Annotated in this window: 15 protein-coding genes and 1 other RNA gene; 11 read left to right on the top strand and 5 right to left on the bottom strand. The window is 64.6% G+C overall.

Annotated elements, in window-relative coordinates; translation table 11 throughout:
- The first annotated feature begins 119 nt into the window (after window positions 1–119).
- Complete coding sequence (locus H7347_RS04640) at window positions 120–1,262, top strand: ATP-binding protein (protein ID WP_227659015.1); 1,143 nt, start codon at window positions 120–122, stop codon at window positions 1,260–1,262.
- 15 nt (window positions 1,263–1,277) lie between these two features.
- Here H7347_RS04640 and H7347_RS04635 read toward each other — a convergent pair whose 3' ends face one another.
- Window positions 1,278–2,861 carry a succinic semialdehyde dehydrogenase gene (locus H7347_RS04635; RefSeq protein ID WP_152821809.1) on the bottom strand — a complete coding sequence of 528 codons (1,584 nt, stop codon included), beginning with the start codon at window positions 2,859–2,861 and terminating at the stop codon, window positions 1,278–1,280.
- Window positions 2,862–2,909: 48 nt separating this feature from the next.
- Between H7347_RS04635 and H7347_RS04630 the strand changes: the two genes are divergently transcribed.
- Window positions 2,910–3,680 (top strand): SDR family oxidoreductase, encoded by a 771-nt coding sequence (locus tag H7347_RS04630; protein WP_227659014.1) that lies wholly within the window; start codon window positions 2,910–2,912, stop codon window positions 3,678–3,680.
- Between the two features lie 42 nt (window positions 3,681–3,722).
- Here the strand turns inward: H7347_RS04630 and H7347_RS04625 are convergent, their stop codons facing one another.
- A complete protein-coding gene (locus H7347_RS04625; RefSeq protein ID WP_152821806.1) occupies window positions 3,723–5,309 on the bottom strand; it encodes an inorganic phosphate transporter in 1,587 nt (528 codons plus the stop codon).
- A gap of 135 nt (window positions 5,310–5,444) precedes the next feature.
- The gene (locus tag H7347_RS04620) at window positions 5,445–5,639 is read right to left on the bottom strand and encodes a hypothetical protein (protein WP_152821804.1); all 195 of its coding nucleotides are present in this window, start codon (window positions 5,637–5,639) and stop codon (window positions 5,445–5,447) included.
- A 288-nt stretch (window positions 5,640–5,927) separates the two neighbouring features.
- Here H7347_RS04620 and H7347_RS04615 point away from each other — a divergent pair, with 288 nt between their 5' ends.
- On the top strand, window positions 5,928–6,767 hold the full coding sequence (locus H7347_RS04615; RefSeq protein WP_152821803.1) for a GDSL-type esterase/lipase family protein: 840 nt from the start codon (window positions 5,928–5,930) through the stop codon (window positions 6,765–6,767).
- Here H7347_RS04615 and hisN read toward each other — a convergent pair.
- Together hisN and H7347_RS04605 are read right to left on the bottom strand one after the other, a co-directional pair.
- A complete protein-coding gene (hisN, locus tag H7347_RS04610; protein WP_152821801.1) occupies window positions 6,764–7,558 on the bottom strand; it encodes a histidinol-phosphatase in 795 nt (264 codons plus the stop codon). The genes H7347_RS04615 and hisN overlap by 4 nt on opposite strands.
- Window positions 7,551–8,423 (bottom strand): inositol monophosphatase family protein, encoded by an 873-nt coding sequence (locus H7347_RS04605; RefSeq protein WP_152821799.1) that lies wholly within the window; start codon window positions 8,421–8,423, stop codon window positions 7,551–7,553. Before H7347_RS04605 ends, hisN begins: the two co-directional genes overlap by 8 nt.
- Before the next feature lie 126 nt (window positions 8,424–8,549).
- Between H7347_RS04605 and prfB the strand changes: the two genes are divergently transcribed.
- From prfB to H7347_RS04565, 8 genes are all read left to right on the top strand, one after another.
- Complete coding sequence (gene prfB, locus H7347_RS04600; RefSeq protein WP_152821798.1) at window positions 8,550–9,677, top strand: peptide chain release factor 2; 1,128 nt, start codon at window positions 8,550–8,552, stop codon at window positions 9,675–9,677.
- 53 nt (window positions 9,678–9,730) lie between these two features.
- Window positions 9,731–10,420: a cell division ATP-binding protein FtsE gene (gene ftsE, locus H7347_RS04595; RefSeq protein WP_186337251.1), complete on the top strand. Its 690-nt coding sequence runs from the start codon at window positions 9,731–9,733 to the stop codon at window positions 10,418–10,420.
- A 25-nt stretch (window positions 10,421–10,445) separates the two neighbouring features.
- Window positions 10,446–11,348 (top strand): permease-like cell division protein FtsX, encoded by a 903-nt coding sequence (ftsX, locus tag H7347_RS04590; RefSeq protein ID WP_152821796.1) that lies wholly within the window; start codon window positions 10,446–10,448, stop codon window positions 11,346–11,348.
- Between the two features lie 26 nt (window positions 11,349–11,374).
- Window positions 11,375–11,872, top strand: a complete 498-nt coding sequence (gene smpB / locus H7347_RS04585; protein ID WP_152822128.1) for an SsrA-binding protein SmpB — start codon at window positions 11,375–11,377, stop codon at window positions 11,870–11,872.
- A complete protein-coding gene (locus tag H7347_RS04580) occupies window positions 11,869–12,240 on the top strand; it encodes a DUF488 family protein (RefSeq protein WP_186337250.1) in 372 nt (123 codons plus the stop codon). Before smpB ends, H7347_RS04580 begins: the two co-directional genes overlap by 4 nt.
- 63 nt (window positions 12,241–12,303) lie before the next feature.
- Window positions 12,304–12,682, top strand: a transfer-messenger RNA (tmRNA) gene (ssrA, locus tag H7347_RS04575).
- 1,636 nt (window positions 12,683–14,318) lie between these two features.
- The gene (locus H7347_RS04570; RefSeq protein ID WP_152821794.1) at window positions 14,319–15,404 is read left to right on the top strand and encodes an alkene reductase; all 1,086 of its coding nucleotides are present in this window, start codon (window positions 14,319–14,321) and stop codon (window positions 15,402–15,404) included.
- A 441-nt stretch (window positions 15,405–15,845) separates the two neighbouring features.
- Window positions 15,846–16,190 carry a hypothetical protein gene (locus H7347_RS04565; RefSeq protein ID WP_152821792.1) on the top strand — a complete coding sequence of 115 codons (345 nt, stop codon included), beginning with the start codon at window positions 15,846–15,848 and terminating at the stop codon, window positions 16,188–16,190.
- Window positions 16,191–16,400: the final 210 nt, after the last annotated feature.

Here is a 16,400-nt window from a genome sequence, read left to right as displayed (position 1 = left end):
ATAAAACCCCTGATCGGAAGGAAACAACCGGTCAGGGGTTTTGCTGTGTCCGCAAGCGCCGCACGGAGGATTCATAAAGTTCATAAGCATTCATAGGCACCGTCCACTACGCTATGGGCATGCGGAATCCTTTTAAGGCCACCCTCGGCGCTACGCCTCCCGAGCTGGTGGGGCGCGACGAGGTGGTGGAAAACTTCGGCTACGCCTTGGACGACGGCCCCGGTGCCCACGAGCGGATATCTCTGGTGGTCGGGCCGCGGGGGATCGGGAAAACGGTGCTGCTCAACGCCTTCGAGGACGAAGCCGCCTCTAAGCGGGGTTGGCTTGTCCTGAGCGAGACCGCCACCCCGGGTTTTGTGGAACGGCTGCGCAATCGCGTCGTGCGCCTACTGGCACCGACGAGAAAGCGGACGCTGCGGGGAATCCAGGGCGCGATTTTTGGTGTTGGAGGCGGTGTGAGCTGGGAATCCACGGCCCTGGCGGATTCCTCCTATACCTTGCGCGAGGCCCTTAAGGATCTTTTTACCGATCGGAGGGAGGCGGACGAGCGGGTGGGGCAGGAACACACGGGCGTGCTTATCACGCTCGACGAGATGCACCACCAGCGCGGCGAGGAGATCGTGGAGTTTGGCGCGATGATCCAGCACTTGGTGCGCGAGGGGGAGGAGATCGCTGTGGCGATGGCCGGGATTCCGTCTGCGATCAAGCCGCTGCTCGCGGATGGGACCAGCGCGAACCCTGTGACGTTCCTGCGCCGGGCCGAGCGCATCGAGCTCGATCGAGTGGCGGACTCCGAGGCGCGCACGGCGCTTGTGCAACCCTTGCGCGATCTGGGTATTGAGTGGGAGGATGCGGCGATGGACGCGGCGGTCTCGGCGTGCCAGGGGTACCCCTTCATGATCCAGTTGGTGGGGCAGTATGCCTTCCGTAAGCGGACAGGTGACCTTATTTCATTTGAGGCGGCACGCGACGGGGTGGAGCTTGCCCGCAGGAAGCTGGGCCAGCTAGTCCACGATCCCGCACTTGCGGATCTCTCCGACGTGGATCGCACTTTTTTGCTCCTGATGGCGCGAGACGATGGCCCCTCCACAACCGCCGAGATCGCGCAGCGCCTGGGCAAGGGGGACTCGTATGCCTGGAACTATCGCCGCAGACTCCTCGATGCGGAGATGATCGTGGAATCCGGGCCCGGTGAGGTGGATTTTGCGCTGCCCTATCTGCGCGAACATGCCATGAGCGCGGTGGTGAGGCCGCGTTCATAGCGTCGTCGAGTGTTCCTAGCCCATCAGCCTGGTGGTCTTACCCGCCCGCAGCAGGGCGCTCATGATGGCGGCATAGGCGCTTCGCGGTAGCCACCGCGGCCCTTGGAGGCGCATGATCCGCTGCTCGGAAATCGTCTGGGCGTCGGTGTACTTGGTCAGGCCCTCGTCGCCGTGTCGGTGGGCCATGCCGGATTCCTTCATACCGCCCAGGGGGGAGTCGTAGGAGCCCCAGCTGGCGGAGAAGCCGTCGTTGATGTTCACGGAGCCGGCCTCGATCCTGGGGGCGACGGCCCAGGCGGTGGCGGGGGCGGCGAGCACGCTGGAGTTGAGTCCGTAGTCGGTGTCGTTGCACAGTTCAATGGCTTTGTCCACGCTGGGTACCCGCTCGATGTAGATCACCGGGCCAAAGACTTCCTCGCAGCGCAACCGGGCGGCCTCGGGGACGTCGGCGAGCACGGTGGGTTCGTAGAAGTAGGGGCCGAGGTCGGGGCGGGGCTGACCGCCGGTGAGCACGGTGGCGCCGAGGTCGCGGGCGTCCTCGACGTAGGCGCGCACGGTGTCGAGTTGTTGCCGGGAGGCCAGGGATCCCATCTCGATGTCCCAACCGAAGCCCGCTCCGAGCTTGGTGGCCGCCACGCGCTGGGCGAAGGCCTTGGTGAATTCCTCGTAGATGGCGTCCTCGACGTAGATGCGTTCGATGGAGACGCACAGCTGCCCGGAGTTGGCGAGGCAGCCCAGCACGGCGGAGTCGAGGCACCTGCGGATGTCCGCGTCGCGGGCCACGATCATGGGGTTCTTGCCGCCGAGCTCGGCGGAGTATCCGATGAGCCGTTTTCCGCAGATCTCCCCGAGGATCTTGCCGGTGGCGGTCGAGCCGGTGAACATGAGGTAATCGCAGCGCTGGGCGATCGCGGTGCCCACCACGCGCCCGGAGCCGGTGACCACCTGGAGGACGTCCTCCGGCAGCCCGGCCTCCAGGAGTAAGCGCAGGCAGGCGAGCAGCGAGAAGGGGGTGGCGGAGTCGGGCTTGGCCACCACCGCGTTGCCCGCTGCGATCGCGGCGAGGGCGTCGGAGATGCCGAGGGTCAGCGGGTAGTTCCAGGGGCTGATCTGGCCCACGACCCCCTTGGGCCGGTGATAGGTGTAGGTCTTGGTGAGCAGGGGGACGGCCCCTCGTCGGCGCTGTGGGGAGAGGAGTCGTGCGGCGCTCGTGGCGTAGTGGCGGGCGTTGATGGCGATGTCGAGCACCTCGTCGAGGGCCGAGGCGCGGTTCTTACCGGTTTCTAACTGGGCGATGTCGAGCAGAAAGTCGCGGTTTTTGAGCACGAGGTCGTGGAATCGCCGCAGGATCGCGCTGCGCTCCTTGATAGGGGTGTGTGCCCAGTGCTTTTGCGCCCTGCGGGCCCGCTCGAAGGCGACGTCCACGTCTTCTTCCGTGGCGGAGGGAACCCAGCCCAGGTCGGCGCCGGTGAAGGGGTTTTCTACCGTGATACGGTCGCGCTCGGCGGTGGTGCCGGTGCGGTCGTTGAAGCACAGCCCGCGCAGCTGAGCTGCGAGCTCGTCGGGAAGGGGCCGATCGAAGCGCAAAATATGTTCCATGCCTCAAAAAACTACACTATGTGATTTACATCCGCTATGGTCTGTTTTATGTCAAAGAGTATCTTTATTTCGGGTGGTGCCGCCGGTATCGGGCGCCAGGTGGCGTTGCGTTTCCACCGTGAGGGGTGGATCGTGGGCGTGTACGACCGCGACGAGCAGGCGCTCGCCGCGCTGAGGGGGGAGTACCCGGAGATCGTCACCGGGCCGCTCGACGTCACGGACGCCCAGCAATGGGAGGAGGCCCTGGCGGACTTTACCTCGCACACCGGCGGCAGGCTCGATGTGCTGGATAACAACGCTGGCATCATCGGTGACGGGGACATCGTGGATCAGGACCCGGGGTTGATCGCCGCGCAGAATAACGTCAACTGCACCGGTGCGGTCCTGGGAGCGCGGGCGGCGCACCGCTACCTCAAAGCCACCAAGGGCTCTCATCTGGTGAACATGGGCTCGGCCTCGGCCATCTACGGCCAGCCGCACATCATCCCCTATTCCGCTTCCAAGTTCTACCTCACGGGCTTAAGCGAGGCCCTGGATCTGGAGTGGCGCCGCGACGGCATCCGCGTGGTGTGCCTGATGCCGCTGTGGGTCAAGACCACGCTGGCGGACGTGGAGGCGGCCTCCACCAAGCGGCTGGGGGTACGGATCACCCCGGAGCGAGTGTCCGAGACCGTGTGGAAGGCGGTGAACCCCCGCACCATCATCGAGCGTCAGCGCCGCTTCTACTCGGTGTCCACCGCCGACCTGGTGCTGCGCTACCTGCGGCGCATCGCACCGCAGCCGCTGGCTCGGTTGGCCAATCTGGTGATCGCGGGATAGCTCATCGCATCTCGCGCTGCGATCTGGGTTTCTGGTTGCGCCTTAGAAGATGGCCTCCAGGACGATCACCCCGACGGCGCCGATGCCGGCGGCGGCCGGGATGGTGATGATCCAGGCCAGGCCGATGGGGCGCATGAGGCGCCAATTGGCGGAGCGATTGACCACGCCCACGCCGAGCACCGCTCCGATGAGGATGTGGGTGGAGGAGACGGGCAACCCGAACAGGGAGGCCGCCATGACCACGGTGGCGGCGGCGAGTTCGGCGGCGAAGCCGGAGGCCGGATGCATCTTGGTCAGACCGGTGCCGACGGTGACGATGACGGTGCGCCCGATGAACCACAGCCCGCAGACCAGGGCGATGCCGCAGCCCAGGAGGACGGGGGCGGGCACCTCGGCCTTGGCGTTGATGCTGTCGGTTTTGAGCACGTCGAGGACCGCGGCGAAGGGACCCACGGCGTTGGCGATGTCGTTGGAGCCGTGGGAGAAGGCAAAGGCCGCGGCGGTGAACACCTGGAGCCAAGAGAAGAGCAGGAACGTGGAGCGATCCAGGTCGTGGCGCTTAACCGTGCGGGCAAAAACGAACACGGCCATCCACACCGCCGCCCCGATCATGCCCATGATGAGGAGGTTGCCCATGTTATCGATGTTGAGGTGGAGGTTTTTGAGCCCCTTGAACAGCATCATCGCCGTGATGATGATGGCTCCCAGGGCGGCCAGGAGCGGCACCCAGCGCTCCAGGGCGCGATGGGAGTCCACCTCCTTGGCCCTGGCCTCGATGTCGTAGAGCCCCCGGTAGTACTCAGATTCCAGGTCTTCCCGGCGGTATCCCTCGCGCTGGGCGGTCACGGCGTCGCGGGCCATGGCGTTGTTATAGGCGATCTGCTCAGCTTCGCTGAGCCTCTCGAAGGATTCCTTGTGCCGATTCTTCAGCGCAAAGCGCTCCTCCTGCAGGGCCTGGAGCTTGGCGGAGGCGGCCTCGTTGTACACCAGGATGTTGCGTTTGATGGTCCCGTAGAGCAGGTAGGCGGCCGCCATGCCCAGGACGGGGGAGAGGAACCAGGAGATAACGATCTGTCCGATCTGATCCCACTGCACCATTTCCCAGCCGCCGCTGTGGTTGCGGAAGCCCACGCAGAGGGCGGCGCCGACGATGCCGCCGATGATGGCGTGCGTGGTGGACACCGGCCAGCCCATGCGGGTGGCCACCAGGAGCCAGATCGCCGCCCCCAACAGGGAGGACATCATGATGTAAACGAAGGTCATGGGCTCCATGGAGCTGTCGAGATCCACGATCCCGGAGCGCACCGTTTCGGTGACGTCGCCGCCAGCGAGGATCGCCCCGCCCACCTCGAACACGGCGGCGATCATGAGGGCCTGCTTCATAGTCAGCGTCCCGGCGCCCACGGAGGTGCCAAAGGAGTTGGCTACGTCGTTGCCGCCGATGTTGAAGGCCATAAAGAAGCCAAAGATGATGGTGAGAATCAGCACCCCATAATGGGCGGATTGGTCAACCTCTCCGATTGCCCACAGGGTGAAAGTGCCGAAGGTCAGTGCCAGGAGGAGGCCGAAGGAAGCGTGCCACCATCGATCGCTGGTGGCCTGCCCGGAGGGGATCGCCGATTCAGGCATGGAGGGTCCTCAACTAGAAACGAAGCGTACGTGGGTCGGTCGGTTCGGCTGTTTTTCAGGAAAACATCGAGCCAATCACATACTTATAGCGGCTTAAGGTGAACGCGGAGTGAACGGATGCAAAATATCAGGTCGTTAGAAGAAAACCACCGCGTGGGAGGTCAGGGGAACCAGGCGCTCGATGAAGCGCAGAACGTCGTCCGCCGGGGATCCCGCGGTGGGATGCGGGGTGCCGGCCTCCTCGGCGGCGTGGGCGGGGGCTAAGGCCGGGCCGAGGGCCAGGGCGGCGGAGGCGAGCGCCGCGACGATGCTCGTGCGGGAGATCTTCATGATGCGTCTTTCGCTGCGTGGTGCGTGACAGTTCGTTCCTGTGATGTCGTACCGAGTTTAGGGTGGCCTCGGGGAGCCGTTCAACGCCCAAGGGGTAATGAGGGGGTAGTGAGGAACGAAGTAATACCCCTGTGCGGGGGTGAGGTGCCGCGGGAGGGGCGGCGAGCTGTGAGGCGTGGTGCATAAGTGTATTGGAGGGACGGATCGGGCGATATTAGGATTAGCCGCGTGATAAGACTTTTTTCTCGAAGCGCAGCTCCCCGTGGTCATGGCCGAGGCCGCAGGCGGTTGGTCGGTGCGGTCGTCAGCGTCGCGGCGGTGGTACCAGCCCTGGCGTCACCCGTAGTCCAGGCGGCCCCGGCGGGCAACATCGTGACGCTGGGCGATTCTTTTACCGCTAATCCCTCGGCGTTGTACAAGAATTTTGGCGGCGTGGTGCCCGGTCTCGTGCCCGCTGATTATCCCAACCAGGAAGGCTGCCTGCAGGCCCCCGACAACTGGCCCCGCCTGCTCGGGGCCAAGGTGGGCGCCCCGGTGGCCGACTGGTCCTGCACGGCGCAGACCTCACGAACCATGCTGGATCGTCTGGATCGAGCCATTGCCACGGGGGATCTCCACCCCGGCACCCGCGCTGTGGTCATGGCCGTCGGCATGAATAACTTTGGCCCCTTTGGGGTCAAAGATGGCACTAATCCACTGGACGGACCGAGCCATAGGCAGGCCTTTCTTAACGATATGCGCGTCGCCGCCGAGCGCATCCGTGCGGTGGCCCCCGAGGCCACGATCGTGCTCTCCGGCATGCCTTCGGTGTCCACGGGACCCTCGTTCTGCGCGGTGAACATTCACCCGAATAACCCCGGGCTCCTGCCGGAGGGCCTGCATATCCCGCTGCTGGGGCAGGTGGAAGATGAGAACTCCGCGCGCCAGGCGCAGGCGGCGGCGGATAACGGCATGGTTTTTGTCAACATGCGCGACATTACCCGCGATAACGGTACCTGCGCCCCCAAGGACGAGGAACGCATGGTGGCGGGCATCGTGGACGTTACCAGTCCGCAGTGGAACATTGTTTTCCACCCCACGATCGTGGGGTCGCGGTTCATGGCGGAGCAGATCGCCCCGCACGTCTAATGGTGCTCCGTGAGAGGCGAATCCCCCAGCGCCGCGAGGACCTCCTCGTGCAGCAGGCCGTTGGTGGCCACCGCGTCGCCCCCGTGTGGACCATCCTGACCGGATAGTGAGCTGAACCGGCCCCCAGCCTCCGTGACCAGGCACGACAGTGCGGCGAGGTCCCACAGGGAGACCTCCGGCTCGGCGGCGATGTCCACCGCGCCCTCGGCCACCAGGCAGTAGGAAAAGAAGTCGCCGTAGCCGCGCAGTCGCCAGGTGCGTTCGGTCAGAGCGAGGAAGGGATCGCGCAGCCCGCGCTCCGTCCATCCCGACAGCGAGGAAAAGGACAGGGAGGCGTCGCCCAGGGAGCTCACCTGTGAGGCGCGCAGTCGGGTCGGCTCGCCCCCGGCGAAGGTGCGCCACGCGCCGCGGCCCTCGGCGGCGTACCAGCGGCGCGCCAGCGCCGGTGCGGAGATCACGCCGAGGACAGGGCGGCCATCGACGAGCAGGCTGATGAGCGTGGCCCATACGGGAACCCCGCGCACGTAATTCTTGGTGCCGTCGATAGGATCGATCACCCACTGACGTCCGTGCAGGACGGGCTCGCCGCCGAACTCCTCCCCGAGTACCGCGTCCTGTGGGCGCCGCGCGGCGAGAAGGGCGCGCAGCTCGCGTTCGCAGGCGAGATCCGCGTCGCTGACGGGGGTCATATCCGGCTTGGCGTTGACGCTGAGGTCACTGGCCTCGAAGCGATCGAGGGTCAGCGCGTCGCCGGCATCGGCTAGCCGCAGCGCGAGGTCGAGGTCACTCATGGGACTCCTCCAATAGTTCTGCGATTGCGTCTACGGCGGTGGCGTTGCCGGCGATGCACCAGGTCACCCCACCGGCGGCGACCTCGCGTGTGCTGCCCCCGGCCCCCGCCACGAGGGCCTTTCCGGGCAGCCAGTCCCAGGCGGGGACGCTGTGCTGCATCCATGCCCCTAGGCTGCCGTCGGCCACCCCGGCGAGGTCCACCGACCCGGCGCCCAGCATGCGCACGGTGGCGGCCCGCCGGGCCACGGCGGCCCACGGCCCCTGCACCTCGGGGTGGGCCATCCAGGTGGGGTGCAGGTAGGTGGCCAGGCTGATCTCGCCTAGTGCTGCGGGGGCGAGGGCGGGGACCGGCTGCTGATCGCGGGTGGTGGGGAGGTCCGGCCCGCCGCACCAGGTATAGCCCATCGCGGGGCGATGCACCGCGCCCAAGAGCACCCGCCTTGGGGCGCGCGGATCGCCCTCCACCAACGCCAGGGCGGAGCACCAGTAATCCGAGCCGGAGGCGAAGTTATAGGTGCCGTCCACGGGGTCGATCACCCAGGCGCGTCCGCTCGTGCCTTGTCGCTCGGCGCCTTCTTCTCCCAGCAGTCCGTCCTCGGGGCGCAGCAGCCCCAGGGCGGCGGTGATGAAGCGCTCGGCGGCGCGATCGGCGTCGGTGACCACGTCGGTGCGGGAGGTCTTGTATTCGGTGGCGATCCCGCCCTCGCGCATCCGCCAGGCCAGGCGGCCCGCGTTGAAGACGAGCGCGGTGGCCAGGCGGTCGTCGGGGTCTTCGGCGTGGGCCACCGCAAAGGTCTTGGCGAGGGCGGCCACCATCTCCGCCAGGCGTTCCTCGGACGGAGCTTGTTCCGTGCTGTCGGTCATGGGTCTTATTGTGCCTTAATGGTGTTCGAGCTGGGGCGTCGCGGGTGGCGATCCGCGGTTGGTGGGCATGCTTGCCGCGCACCGTCGTGGGGGAGGAGCGCGGCGCAGCCGGTAGAATAAGCAACCATGCGACCGGAGATTACGTCAGACCTTCAGGACCTTGATGCCACGCTCACCACCATCGAGCGGGTGATGGACCCCGAGGAGATGGCGACGCGCGCGCGCGAGTTAGAGGCTCAGGCCGCCGACCCCGCCTTGTGGGACGATCCCGAGCACGCCCAGACCGTGACCACGGAGTTATCCAACGTGCAGGCGCAACTGCGCCGGCTGAAGGATCTGCGCGGGCGCCTGGACGACCTGCCGGTGATGTATGAGCTGGCCGAGGAGGAAGAAGGCGGCCTGGCCCTGGCGGAGCAAGAACGCGCCGAGTTGCGCGAGGCCATCGAGTCGCTGGAGGTCAAGACCATGCTCTCCGGGGAGTACGATGCCCGCGAGGCCGTGATCAACATTCGCTCCGGCGCGGGTGGGGTGGACGCGGCGGACTGGGCGGAGATGCTCATGCGCATGTATATCCGCTGGGCGGAGAAGAACTCCCACTCCGTGGACGTCTACGACATCTCCTACGCGGAGGAGGCAGGAATCAAGTCCGCGACCTTCGTGGTGCACGGCGATTACATGTACGGCCAGCTCTCCGTGGAGCAGGGCGCGCATCGCCTGGTGCGCATCAGTCCCTTCGATAACCAGGGACGTCGGCAGACCTCCTTCGCAGAGGTCGAGGTGCTGCCGGTGGTGGAGCAAACCGATCACATCGACGTTCCCGAGGCCGAGGTCCGCGTGGACGTGTATCGCTCCTCCGGGCCCGGCGGGCAGTCGGTTAATACCACCGACTCCGCGGTGCGCCTCACCCACATCCCCACGGGAATCGTGGTGACCTGTCAGAACGAGAAGTCGCAGATCCAAAACCGCGCCTCGGCCATGCGGGTGCTCCAGGCCAAGCTCCTGGAGCGTAAGCGCCAGGAGGAGCGCGCCGAGCTCGACGCCCTGGGGGCGGGTGGCAACGCCTCGTGGGGCAACCAGATGCGTTCCTACGTGCTGCACCCTTACCAGATGGTCAAGGACTTGCGCACCGGCTACGAGGTGGGTGACCCGGCCAAGGTGCTCGATGGGGATATCGACGGCCTGTTGGAGTCCGGCATCCGGTGGCGCATGGCCCAGCAGCAGGAAGAGGGGGGCTCGCCGCTGTCACAGCGATAAACAATTTTCGCAGGCGTTTCCTCTGGCCTGGGTATTGGCTAGACTCATCAAGCGTGATTACGTTCGACTCCGTCACCAAGGTCTACAAGACCTCCACCCGGCCCGCGCTCAATAACATCTCCCTGGAGATCAAGCCGGGGGAGTTCGTATTCCTCATTGGCCCTTCCGGCTCGGGCAAGTCCACCTTTCTTGAGCTGCTGATCAGGGAGGAGACGCTCACCTCCGGCAACATTCACGTGGATTCCTTCCACGTCAATAAGCTTCGCGGCAAGCAGGTCAACGAGCTACGCCGCAGCATCGGATACGTGTTCCAGGATTTCCGCCTGCTGCCCAAGATGACGGTGTATGACAACGTGGCCTTCGCCCTCGAAGTCATTGGCACCAAGCGCCGCGAGATCGAAAAATCTGTACCCGAGACCCTCGAGCTCGTGGGGCTTGAGGCCAAGGCGAACCGCATGCCCGGCGAGCTCTCCGGCGGCGAGCAGCAACGCGTGGCCATCGCTCGCGCCTTCGTGAACCGCCCAAAGGTGCTGCTTGCCGACGAACCCACCGGCAATCTCGACCCCGACACCTCGGACGGGATCATGAACCTGCTGACCCTGATTAACCGCACCGGTACCACGGTGATCGCCTCCACACACAACGCTCGCGCCGTCAATGACATGCGCCGCCGCGTGATCGAACTCAAGCTCGGCGACCTGGTGCGCGATGACGCCCACGGCGTCTACGGCGAGTCCCACTAGCGCGAGAAGAAAGGTTAGAGCCACGATGAACATCGGATTCGTGCTGCGCGAGGCCGCCAAAGGCCTCGCGCGCAACATCACCATGACCATCGCGCTGGTGATCACCACCGCGATCTCCCTGGCCCTGCTGGCCACCGGTTTTCTGGTCACCAACATGACGGCGGAGACCAAGCAGATCTACCTCGACCGGGTGGAGGTGATGATCCAACTCGACGAGGAGATCTCCGCCGGGGACGAGGACTGCTCCTCCACGGAGTGCCAGGAAGTCTACGAGGCCCTCGACGGCGCCGACGGCGTGGAGAGCATAACGTTCCGCTCCCGGGAGCAATCCTACGAGCGCTTCGTGGAGGTCTTCCAGAACACCGACCCCGAGCTGGTGAAGGACACCGACAAGGACGCCCTGCCCGCGGCCCTCCACGTGCGCCTGACCGATCCACTGGATACCACGCCGCTGGAGGCCGTGGAGGACATGCCCCAGGTGGCCGAGGTCGTCGATCAGGTCGATGACCTGCGCGGGGCCACGGACAACCTGGATTCTGTGCGCAATGCCACCTTCCTGCTGGCCGCCGTCCAGGCCCTGGCCGCGGTGTTCCTCATCGCCAATATGGTGCAGATCGCCGCCTATAATCGCCGCGACGAGATGGCCATCATGCGCATGGTGGGCGCTTCCCGGTGGTACACCCAGGCCCCCTTCATCCTGGAGGCCGTGGCCGCCACCCTCATCGGTGCGGTCTTTTCCACCCTGGGTCTCTTCCTCGGCAAGGCCTTCGTGGTGGACAAGGCGCTCTCCGGCCTCTACGAGGCCCGGCTCATCGCCCCGGTGACCAGCTCCGATATCTGGCTCGTGGTACCCGGCGTGGTGCTCGTGGGCATAATCTTTGCCGCCTTGACCGCAGAAATCACCCTGCGGGCGTATGTGCGCAAGTAACCCACCGGGGTAGCATGGCTATCACTATGGCCAAAAAGAAGAAAAAAAAGGTGGTTGGTGGCGCCGGGGTCATCGCCACCAACCGCAAGGCCCGCCACGACTACACCATCCTCGACACCTATGAATGCGGCATTGCGCTCGTGGGCACGGAGGTGAAGTCCCTGCGCGAGGGCAAGGCCTCCCTGGTGGAGGCCTTCGCCACCATCGACGACGGCGAGGTCTGGCTGCGCCACCTTCACATCCCCGAATACTCCCGGGGGTCCTGGACCAACCACTCCCCGCGCCGCGTGCGCAAGCTCCTCCTGCATCGCCGGGAGATCGATTCCCTCATGGGCAAGGTGCGCGACGGGCGCAAGACCCTCGTACCGCTTTCCCTCTATTTCAAGGGCGGCCGCCTCAAGGTGGAACTCGGCCTGGCGGAGGGCAAGCAGGCTCACGACAAGCGGCAGAGCATCAAACGACGCACCGAGGAACGCGAGATCGTGCGCGACCTCGGCCGCAAGATCAAGGGGATCCACGCGTGAGTATTACCCCGATCAAGGTACACGACCTGCTCGCCGGGCGGGTCCAATCGAGCGGCACCGCCGTGCTCGTGGATCGCCTGTGGCCTCGCGGTGTGGCCAAGAAGGACCTTTCCTATGACCTCTGGTTGCCCGAGGCCGCGCCCAGCGTCGAGCTGCGCCGCTGGTTTGGGCACGATCCGAACCGCTTCGACGAGTTTGCCCGCCGGTACCGGGCGGAGCTGGCCGAACCAAACCCGGACGTCGATCGCCTCCTTTTCCTCGCGGATGAGGGGGACGTGAGCCTTCTCTATGCCGCGCGCGATCGGGAGTGCAACCACGCCGTGGTGCTGGCCCGGTGGCTGAGGGAGGCCGGTGCCGGGCTTGCGTGAGAGGCATGGGGGCGGTAGGGTAGGCAAAAACGCAAAGAAGAGCACAACCCGCTTTGCGCGTATGGGGCCGATCTTTGGTTTCGACTCCGTGAATGTCACCAGGGGAAGCGTGCCGGTGCAGGCTAGAGACCACCGTTAAGCGTCGTAGCAATCTGATAAGCGCCGAGAACACTCAGCGCGACTACGCCCTCGCTGCCTAATTAGCGAGCGCGTGTCTGTCAGCCCGGGATGTGTCCCTGTCCCGGAATCTGGCATCGACTAAGGGACTAGCTGTAACGCCGGGCCAGCGGGGTGTTACGGGACTCCCACCGTTGGCTGGGCTCATCGTCTGGACGTGTTTGCCCGATCCAGAGAGCCGAGGAGGGATTCCGCGCGAACTGCGCACGGAGAAGCCCTGGTGAGGTCACGGAGGACCCGGGTTCGATTCCCGGCGGCTCCACATAGCCCCTGGACAGCGTTGCTGTTCAGGGGGCTTTTTGTGTCTTTATACCTCTGGCCAGCGGAGATAGTCAGTGGGGGATAGCGTGTAATAGGGTACATTCACGCCTCATATTTACCCCATAGCCCCACGATAGCCCCCCATGTGCCCCATCGCTCCCCACACCACCGGCTCGCCGCTACCTGGGGCAACGCAGATCTTGAACTCGAGACGGGAACCGCATGGCTCGGCGAGGTTTTCTTCGGCGAGATCGCTAAGCTGCCTCTCGGTCGCACCGTAGACACCACCACCGCGGGTGAGGTGCAGCTTGATGAAACTCGCAGTAGTCGCTGAAGCTGGCGCGGGTACGGCCTTTCGATGCCGAAGGAGCGCGGAACCAGGCGAGAGTCCGCCTCCACCAGCGAAGAGCTCTGCACTCTTCATCGCCATTGTCGAGGAACTCCAGTCCATCTGTACTAAATGTGGTCTGGAGGCCAGGACTGCCCATCGCTCAAGACAGCGCCATGCTGCCATCCCAGTCGGAAAGGTAGGACATACAGCTTAGGGCTATTATTTTCCGCCCAGCGGTTTTTGGCTTGAGTAGCTGAATGTGCTTCCTCAAGCGTGGTATATATTCCGTGACACATCGGATCAAACACGCTTTCATTTTTCCCAATTCTGCATTGCCGGAAAAACTGCGTAGAGGGCTGCGTCTAAGGTGGGTACGTCGACTGAAAATTCCTCCCAGCGCCCGGTGATTCCCTTTCCTAAAACTTGGAGCGATCGGTTTATTTCCCGTGCCTCTTGTGGTGAAGCCGCGAAGGCTAATAATGGCCACTTCCGTCGGGGTATTGTGCGTAAACGATGCAGCAGGTAATGCTCTTCATGGGGGCTGGATCCTTATGGTCAAAATGCTCTGGTCTTTACGTCGTGGCCGCTTTTCTTCCGCGAATAGTACTTCTATCGGAGATCGCCGCTGTGGGTAATTTTAGCGACAATAACTTTTTCGCATGTGGTGTGAATTTTACCCCAGATAGACGACTATTGTTCGCTCTTCCTGGGATGGATTATAATCTAGGGAAAGTGTGTGTGGCCGTAGGTCTCTCCACTAGCGGAGTAGTCGTGAGATCCCGGCGGTACCGCATCTTCATCTTCTTTTTGGGGAGGCGGGGGACGCGGTCGCTGAGCTGACTTCACATGTTCCTGCTGTCGCGAGTGGGGAGAAGGTGATGGTCGGTATTGAGGTGACTGAGGTGAGTGTCAAGCGTTTTTTCGCTGTGCAATAAGAATATTCTGATGAGGGTGCCTATACAAGGGTGTGCAATATGGTAAAGATCATGAAAATTGCGAAGCGGCGGGGGTGAGGTGCTGGGTACAATGAAGATTTTTAAGTTCAGGCCGATCTTGGGGGTGGGGTTAAGCGCTGGACTCGCTGTGGTAGCGGCTGTGTCATAGATTAAGTCATATACTTCGGTGCCGGGGAGTTTTCGCTCAATCCTGTCGCCTCCGCGCAGAGGCGGTGTTGGTTTATCCCCATGCGGAGAGCGTATCGCTACGCGGCGCAAGGGGCGGCGCGGTTTCCGAGAGTATCGTGAGTAAAAGCCGAAGGGGGCCAAAGGGCATCGGGAATAGCGCCGATGTTTCCTGTGTTGTGCCCCGTATGACCTCACTTTTCGAGCCCCTAACCCTAGGCCGCTATGCCCTCAAGAACCGCGTCACGATGGCCGCCCTGACCCGCCAACGAGCTGGTCGCAGCGGGGTGCCCACGTCGCTGCACGCGGAGTATTATGCGCAGCGCGCTTCGGCCGGGCTGGTGGTCACGGAGGGCACGTTCCCCACGGTGAAGAGCCGCGCTTTCCCGGGGCAGGCGGGCGTCGAAACGCCCGAGCAGCGCGAGGGGTGGGCCGCCGTGGCCCGCGCCGTGCACGAGCGCGGCGGCGTGTTGTTCATGCAGGTCATGCACGGTGGACGCATGTCCCACCCGGATCTGCTGGAGGGAAGGGAACCGCAGGCGCCGAGCGCGGTGGCCTCGGGCACGCAGGTGCACACTTTTGACGGGAAGGTGGACGCCCCCGTGCCGCGCCCCCTGCTCGTGGAGGAGATGCTGAGGATCGTCGAGGAGTTCCGGGCCGCCGCGCGTGCAGCGACCGATGCGGGCCTGGACGGCGTAGAGATCCACGGGGCGAACGGCTACCTGCTGCACGAGTTCCTGGCTCCCTCCTCTAATCGCCGCGAGGACGAGTTCGGCGGCAGCCCCGAGAACAGGCGCCGCTTACCCGAGATGGTGATCCGTGCGGTGGCGGACGAGATCGGGGCCGATCGGGTGGGCCTGCGGCTCTCGCCGGAGCATAACATCCAGGGGGTGCTGGAGGAGGACCCGGAGGAAACGCTGGCGACCTATCGGGGCCTGTTGGAGGCGGTGGGGGATCTGGGCCTGGCCTACGTGTCCCTGCTGCACAAGGACGCTGCGTCGAGCGGCTTGATCGCGGAGCTGGCGGAGGCCGCCCGCGCCAACGGCACCACCAGGGTGATTCTCAATACCGGCTTTGCCACGGTCACGGATGAGCGGGAGGCTCAAGGGCTCTTGGAGGGTGGGCGTGCCGACGCCGTGGCGGTGGGCAGGCAGCTGATCGCCAACCCGGACCTTGTGCGTCGCTGGGAGGAGGGCCTGGGGCTGAATGCTCCCGACCCCGCGACCTTCTACTCTGCGGGGGAGAAAGGGTACGTGGACTATCCCTTTGCCTGATCTCGCCCCCTGTCCGGTGGGAGGGGTACTTACACGATAGCGAGGGTTGCGGCGATGGGGCAGGAGTTTGCCGGTGTCATTACCCAGGTGGGTCGGGGAGTCACGGGCTCCGCGGCGGGGGATGCGGTGTTTGGTCGCCCCTCGATCCACCGGATCGGGACCTTCGCGGAATATCTCGCCGTGGACGTGGCGGACATAGCCCCCCTGCTCCAGGGAATGTCGTTCCGAGAGGCCGCTGCCCTCCCGCTCGTATTGCTCACCGCCATCCAGGCCTTCGCGGAGAAGGCTCAGGTTAAACCCAGTGACGAAGGTGTTTATCCAAGGCGGCAGCGGCGGTCTTGGCTCCGTGGTGATTCAGGTGGCCAAACACTTTGGGGCCACCGTGGCGACCACCGTGAGCACCCCCAATGTGGAGGTGGCTCGCCGGTTGGGGGGCCAACGTTGTGGACTATCGCACGCAGCGCTGCGAAGATTCACGTGCAGGATTATGACTTCGTGCTGGACACCCTCGGCGGCGAGGAAACGCTGTGCTCCATGCAGGTTCTGCGCCCCGGCGGGAGGACGGTGTCCGTGGTGGGCGCACCCGACGTTGATTTTGCCCGTGAACTGGGTAAGCCGTTCCTCGCTCCGGTCATGTGGGTACTGGGCGCCACGGTGCGGCGGGCTGCCAGGAAGCGCGGCATCGAGGACACGGTCCTCTTGATGTGGGCGAGCGGGATCCAGCTTTCCGACGCCGCCTCGGCGATCGACGTGGGACAAGGCGATGGAGTTCATGGTCTCGGGTGAGGGCGGGTTGGGTGGGATCGTGGTGGAGATGGGAGGTGAGTGTGGGTGGGACGTGAGGTGAACAAGGGTGGAAAAACGTGGTGTGGCCTGGGTGTTTGTGTGTGTGGTGGTGGGTGTGTAGGTTATGGGGAGTCGCCGCGGCACCAACCCGGATGGTGTAAGTAGAGTCTTGGGTGTGGGTTGTGGTTGTGTTGTGTGAGAACTCGATAG

Source organism: Corynebacterium sp. zg-331 (genome assembly GCF_014267345.1).
In the GTDB taxonomy this organism is placed as follows: Bacteria; Actinomycetota; Actinomycetes; order Mycobacteriales; family Mycobacteriaceae; genus Corynebacterium.
This window is presented reverse-complemented; position numbering and strand designations above follow the sequence as displayed.

What these genes read in the sequence shown, in the direction of transcription:
- H7347_RS04640 (WP_227659015.1), top strand. Translation starts at nt 120, where the DNA reads ATGCGGAATCCTTTTAAGGCCACCCTCGGCGCTACGCCTCCCGAGCTG.
- H7347_RS04635 (WP_152821809.1), bottom strand. Translation starts at nt 2,861, where the DNA reads ATGGAACATATTTTGCGCTTCGATCGGCCCCTTCCCGACGAGCTCGCA.
- H7347_RS04630 (WP_227659014.1), top strand. Translation starts at nt 2,910, where the DNA reads ATGTCAAAGAGTATCTTTATTTCGGGTGGTGCCGCCGGTATCGGGCGC.
- H7347_RS04625 (WP_152821806.1), bottom strand. Translation starts at nt 5,309, where the DNA reads ATGCCTGAATCGGCGATCCCCTCCGGGCAGGCCACCAGCGATCGATGG.
- H7347_RS04620 (WP_152821804.1), bottom strand. Translation starts at nt 5,639, where the DNA reads ATGAAGATCTCCCGCACGAGCATCGTCGCGGCGCTCGCCTCCGCCGCC.
- hisN (WP_152821801.1), bottom strand. Translation starts at nt 7,558, where the DNA reads ATGAGTGACCTCGACCTCGCGCTGCGGCTAGCCGATGCCGGCGACGCG.
- H7347_RS04605 (WP_152821799.1), bottom strand. Translation starts at nt 8,423, where the DNA reads ATGACCGACAGCACGGAACAAGCTCCGTCCGAGGAACGCCTGGCGGAG.
- prfB (WP_152821798.1), top strand. Translation starts at nt 8,550, where the DNA reads ATGCGACCGGAGATTACGTCAGACCTTCAGGACCTTGATGCCACGCTC.
- ftsX (WP_152821796.1), top strand. Translation starts at nt 10,446, where the DNA reads ATGAACATCGGATTCGTGCTGCGCGAGGCCGCCAAAGGCCTCGCGCGC.
- smpB (WP_152822128.1), top strand. Translation starts at nt 11,375, where the DNA reads ATGGCCAAAAAGAAGAAAAAAAAGGTGGTTGGTGGCGCCGGGGTCATC.
- H7347_RS04570 (WP_152821794.1), top strand. Translation starts at nt 14,319, where the DNA reads ATGACCTCACTTTTCGAGCCCCTAACCCTAGGCCGCTATGCCCTCAAG.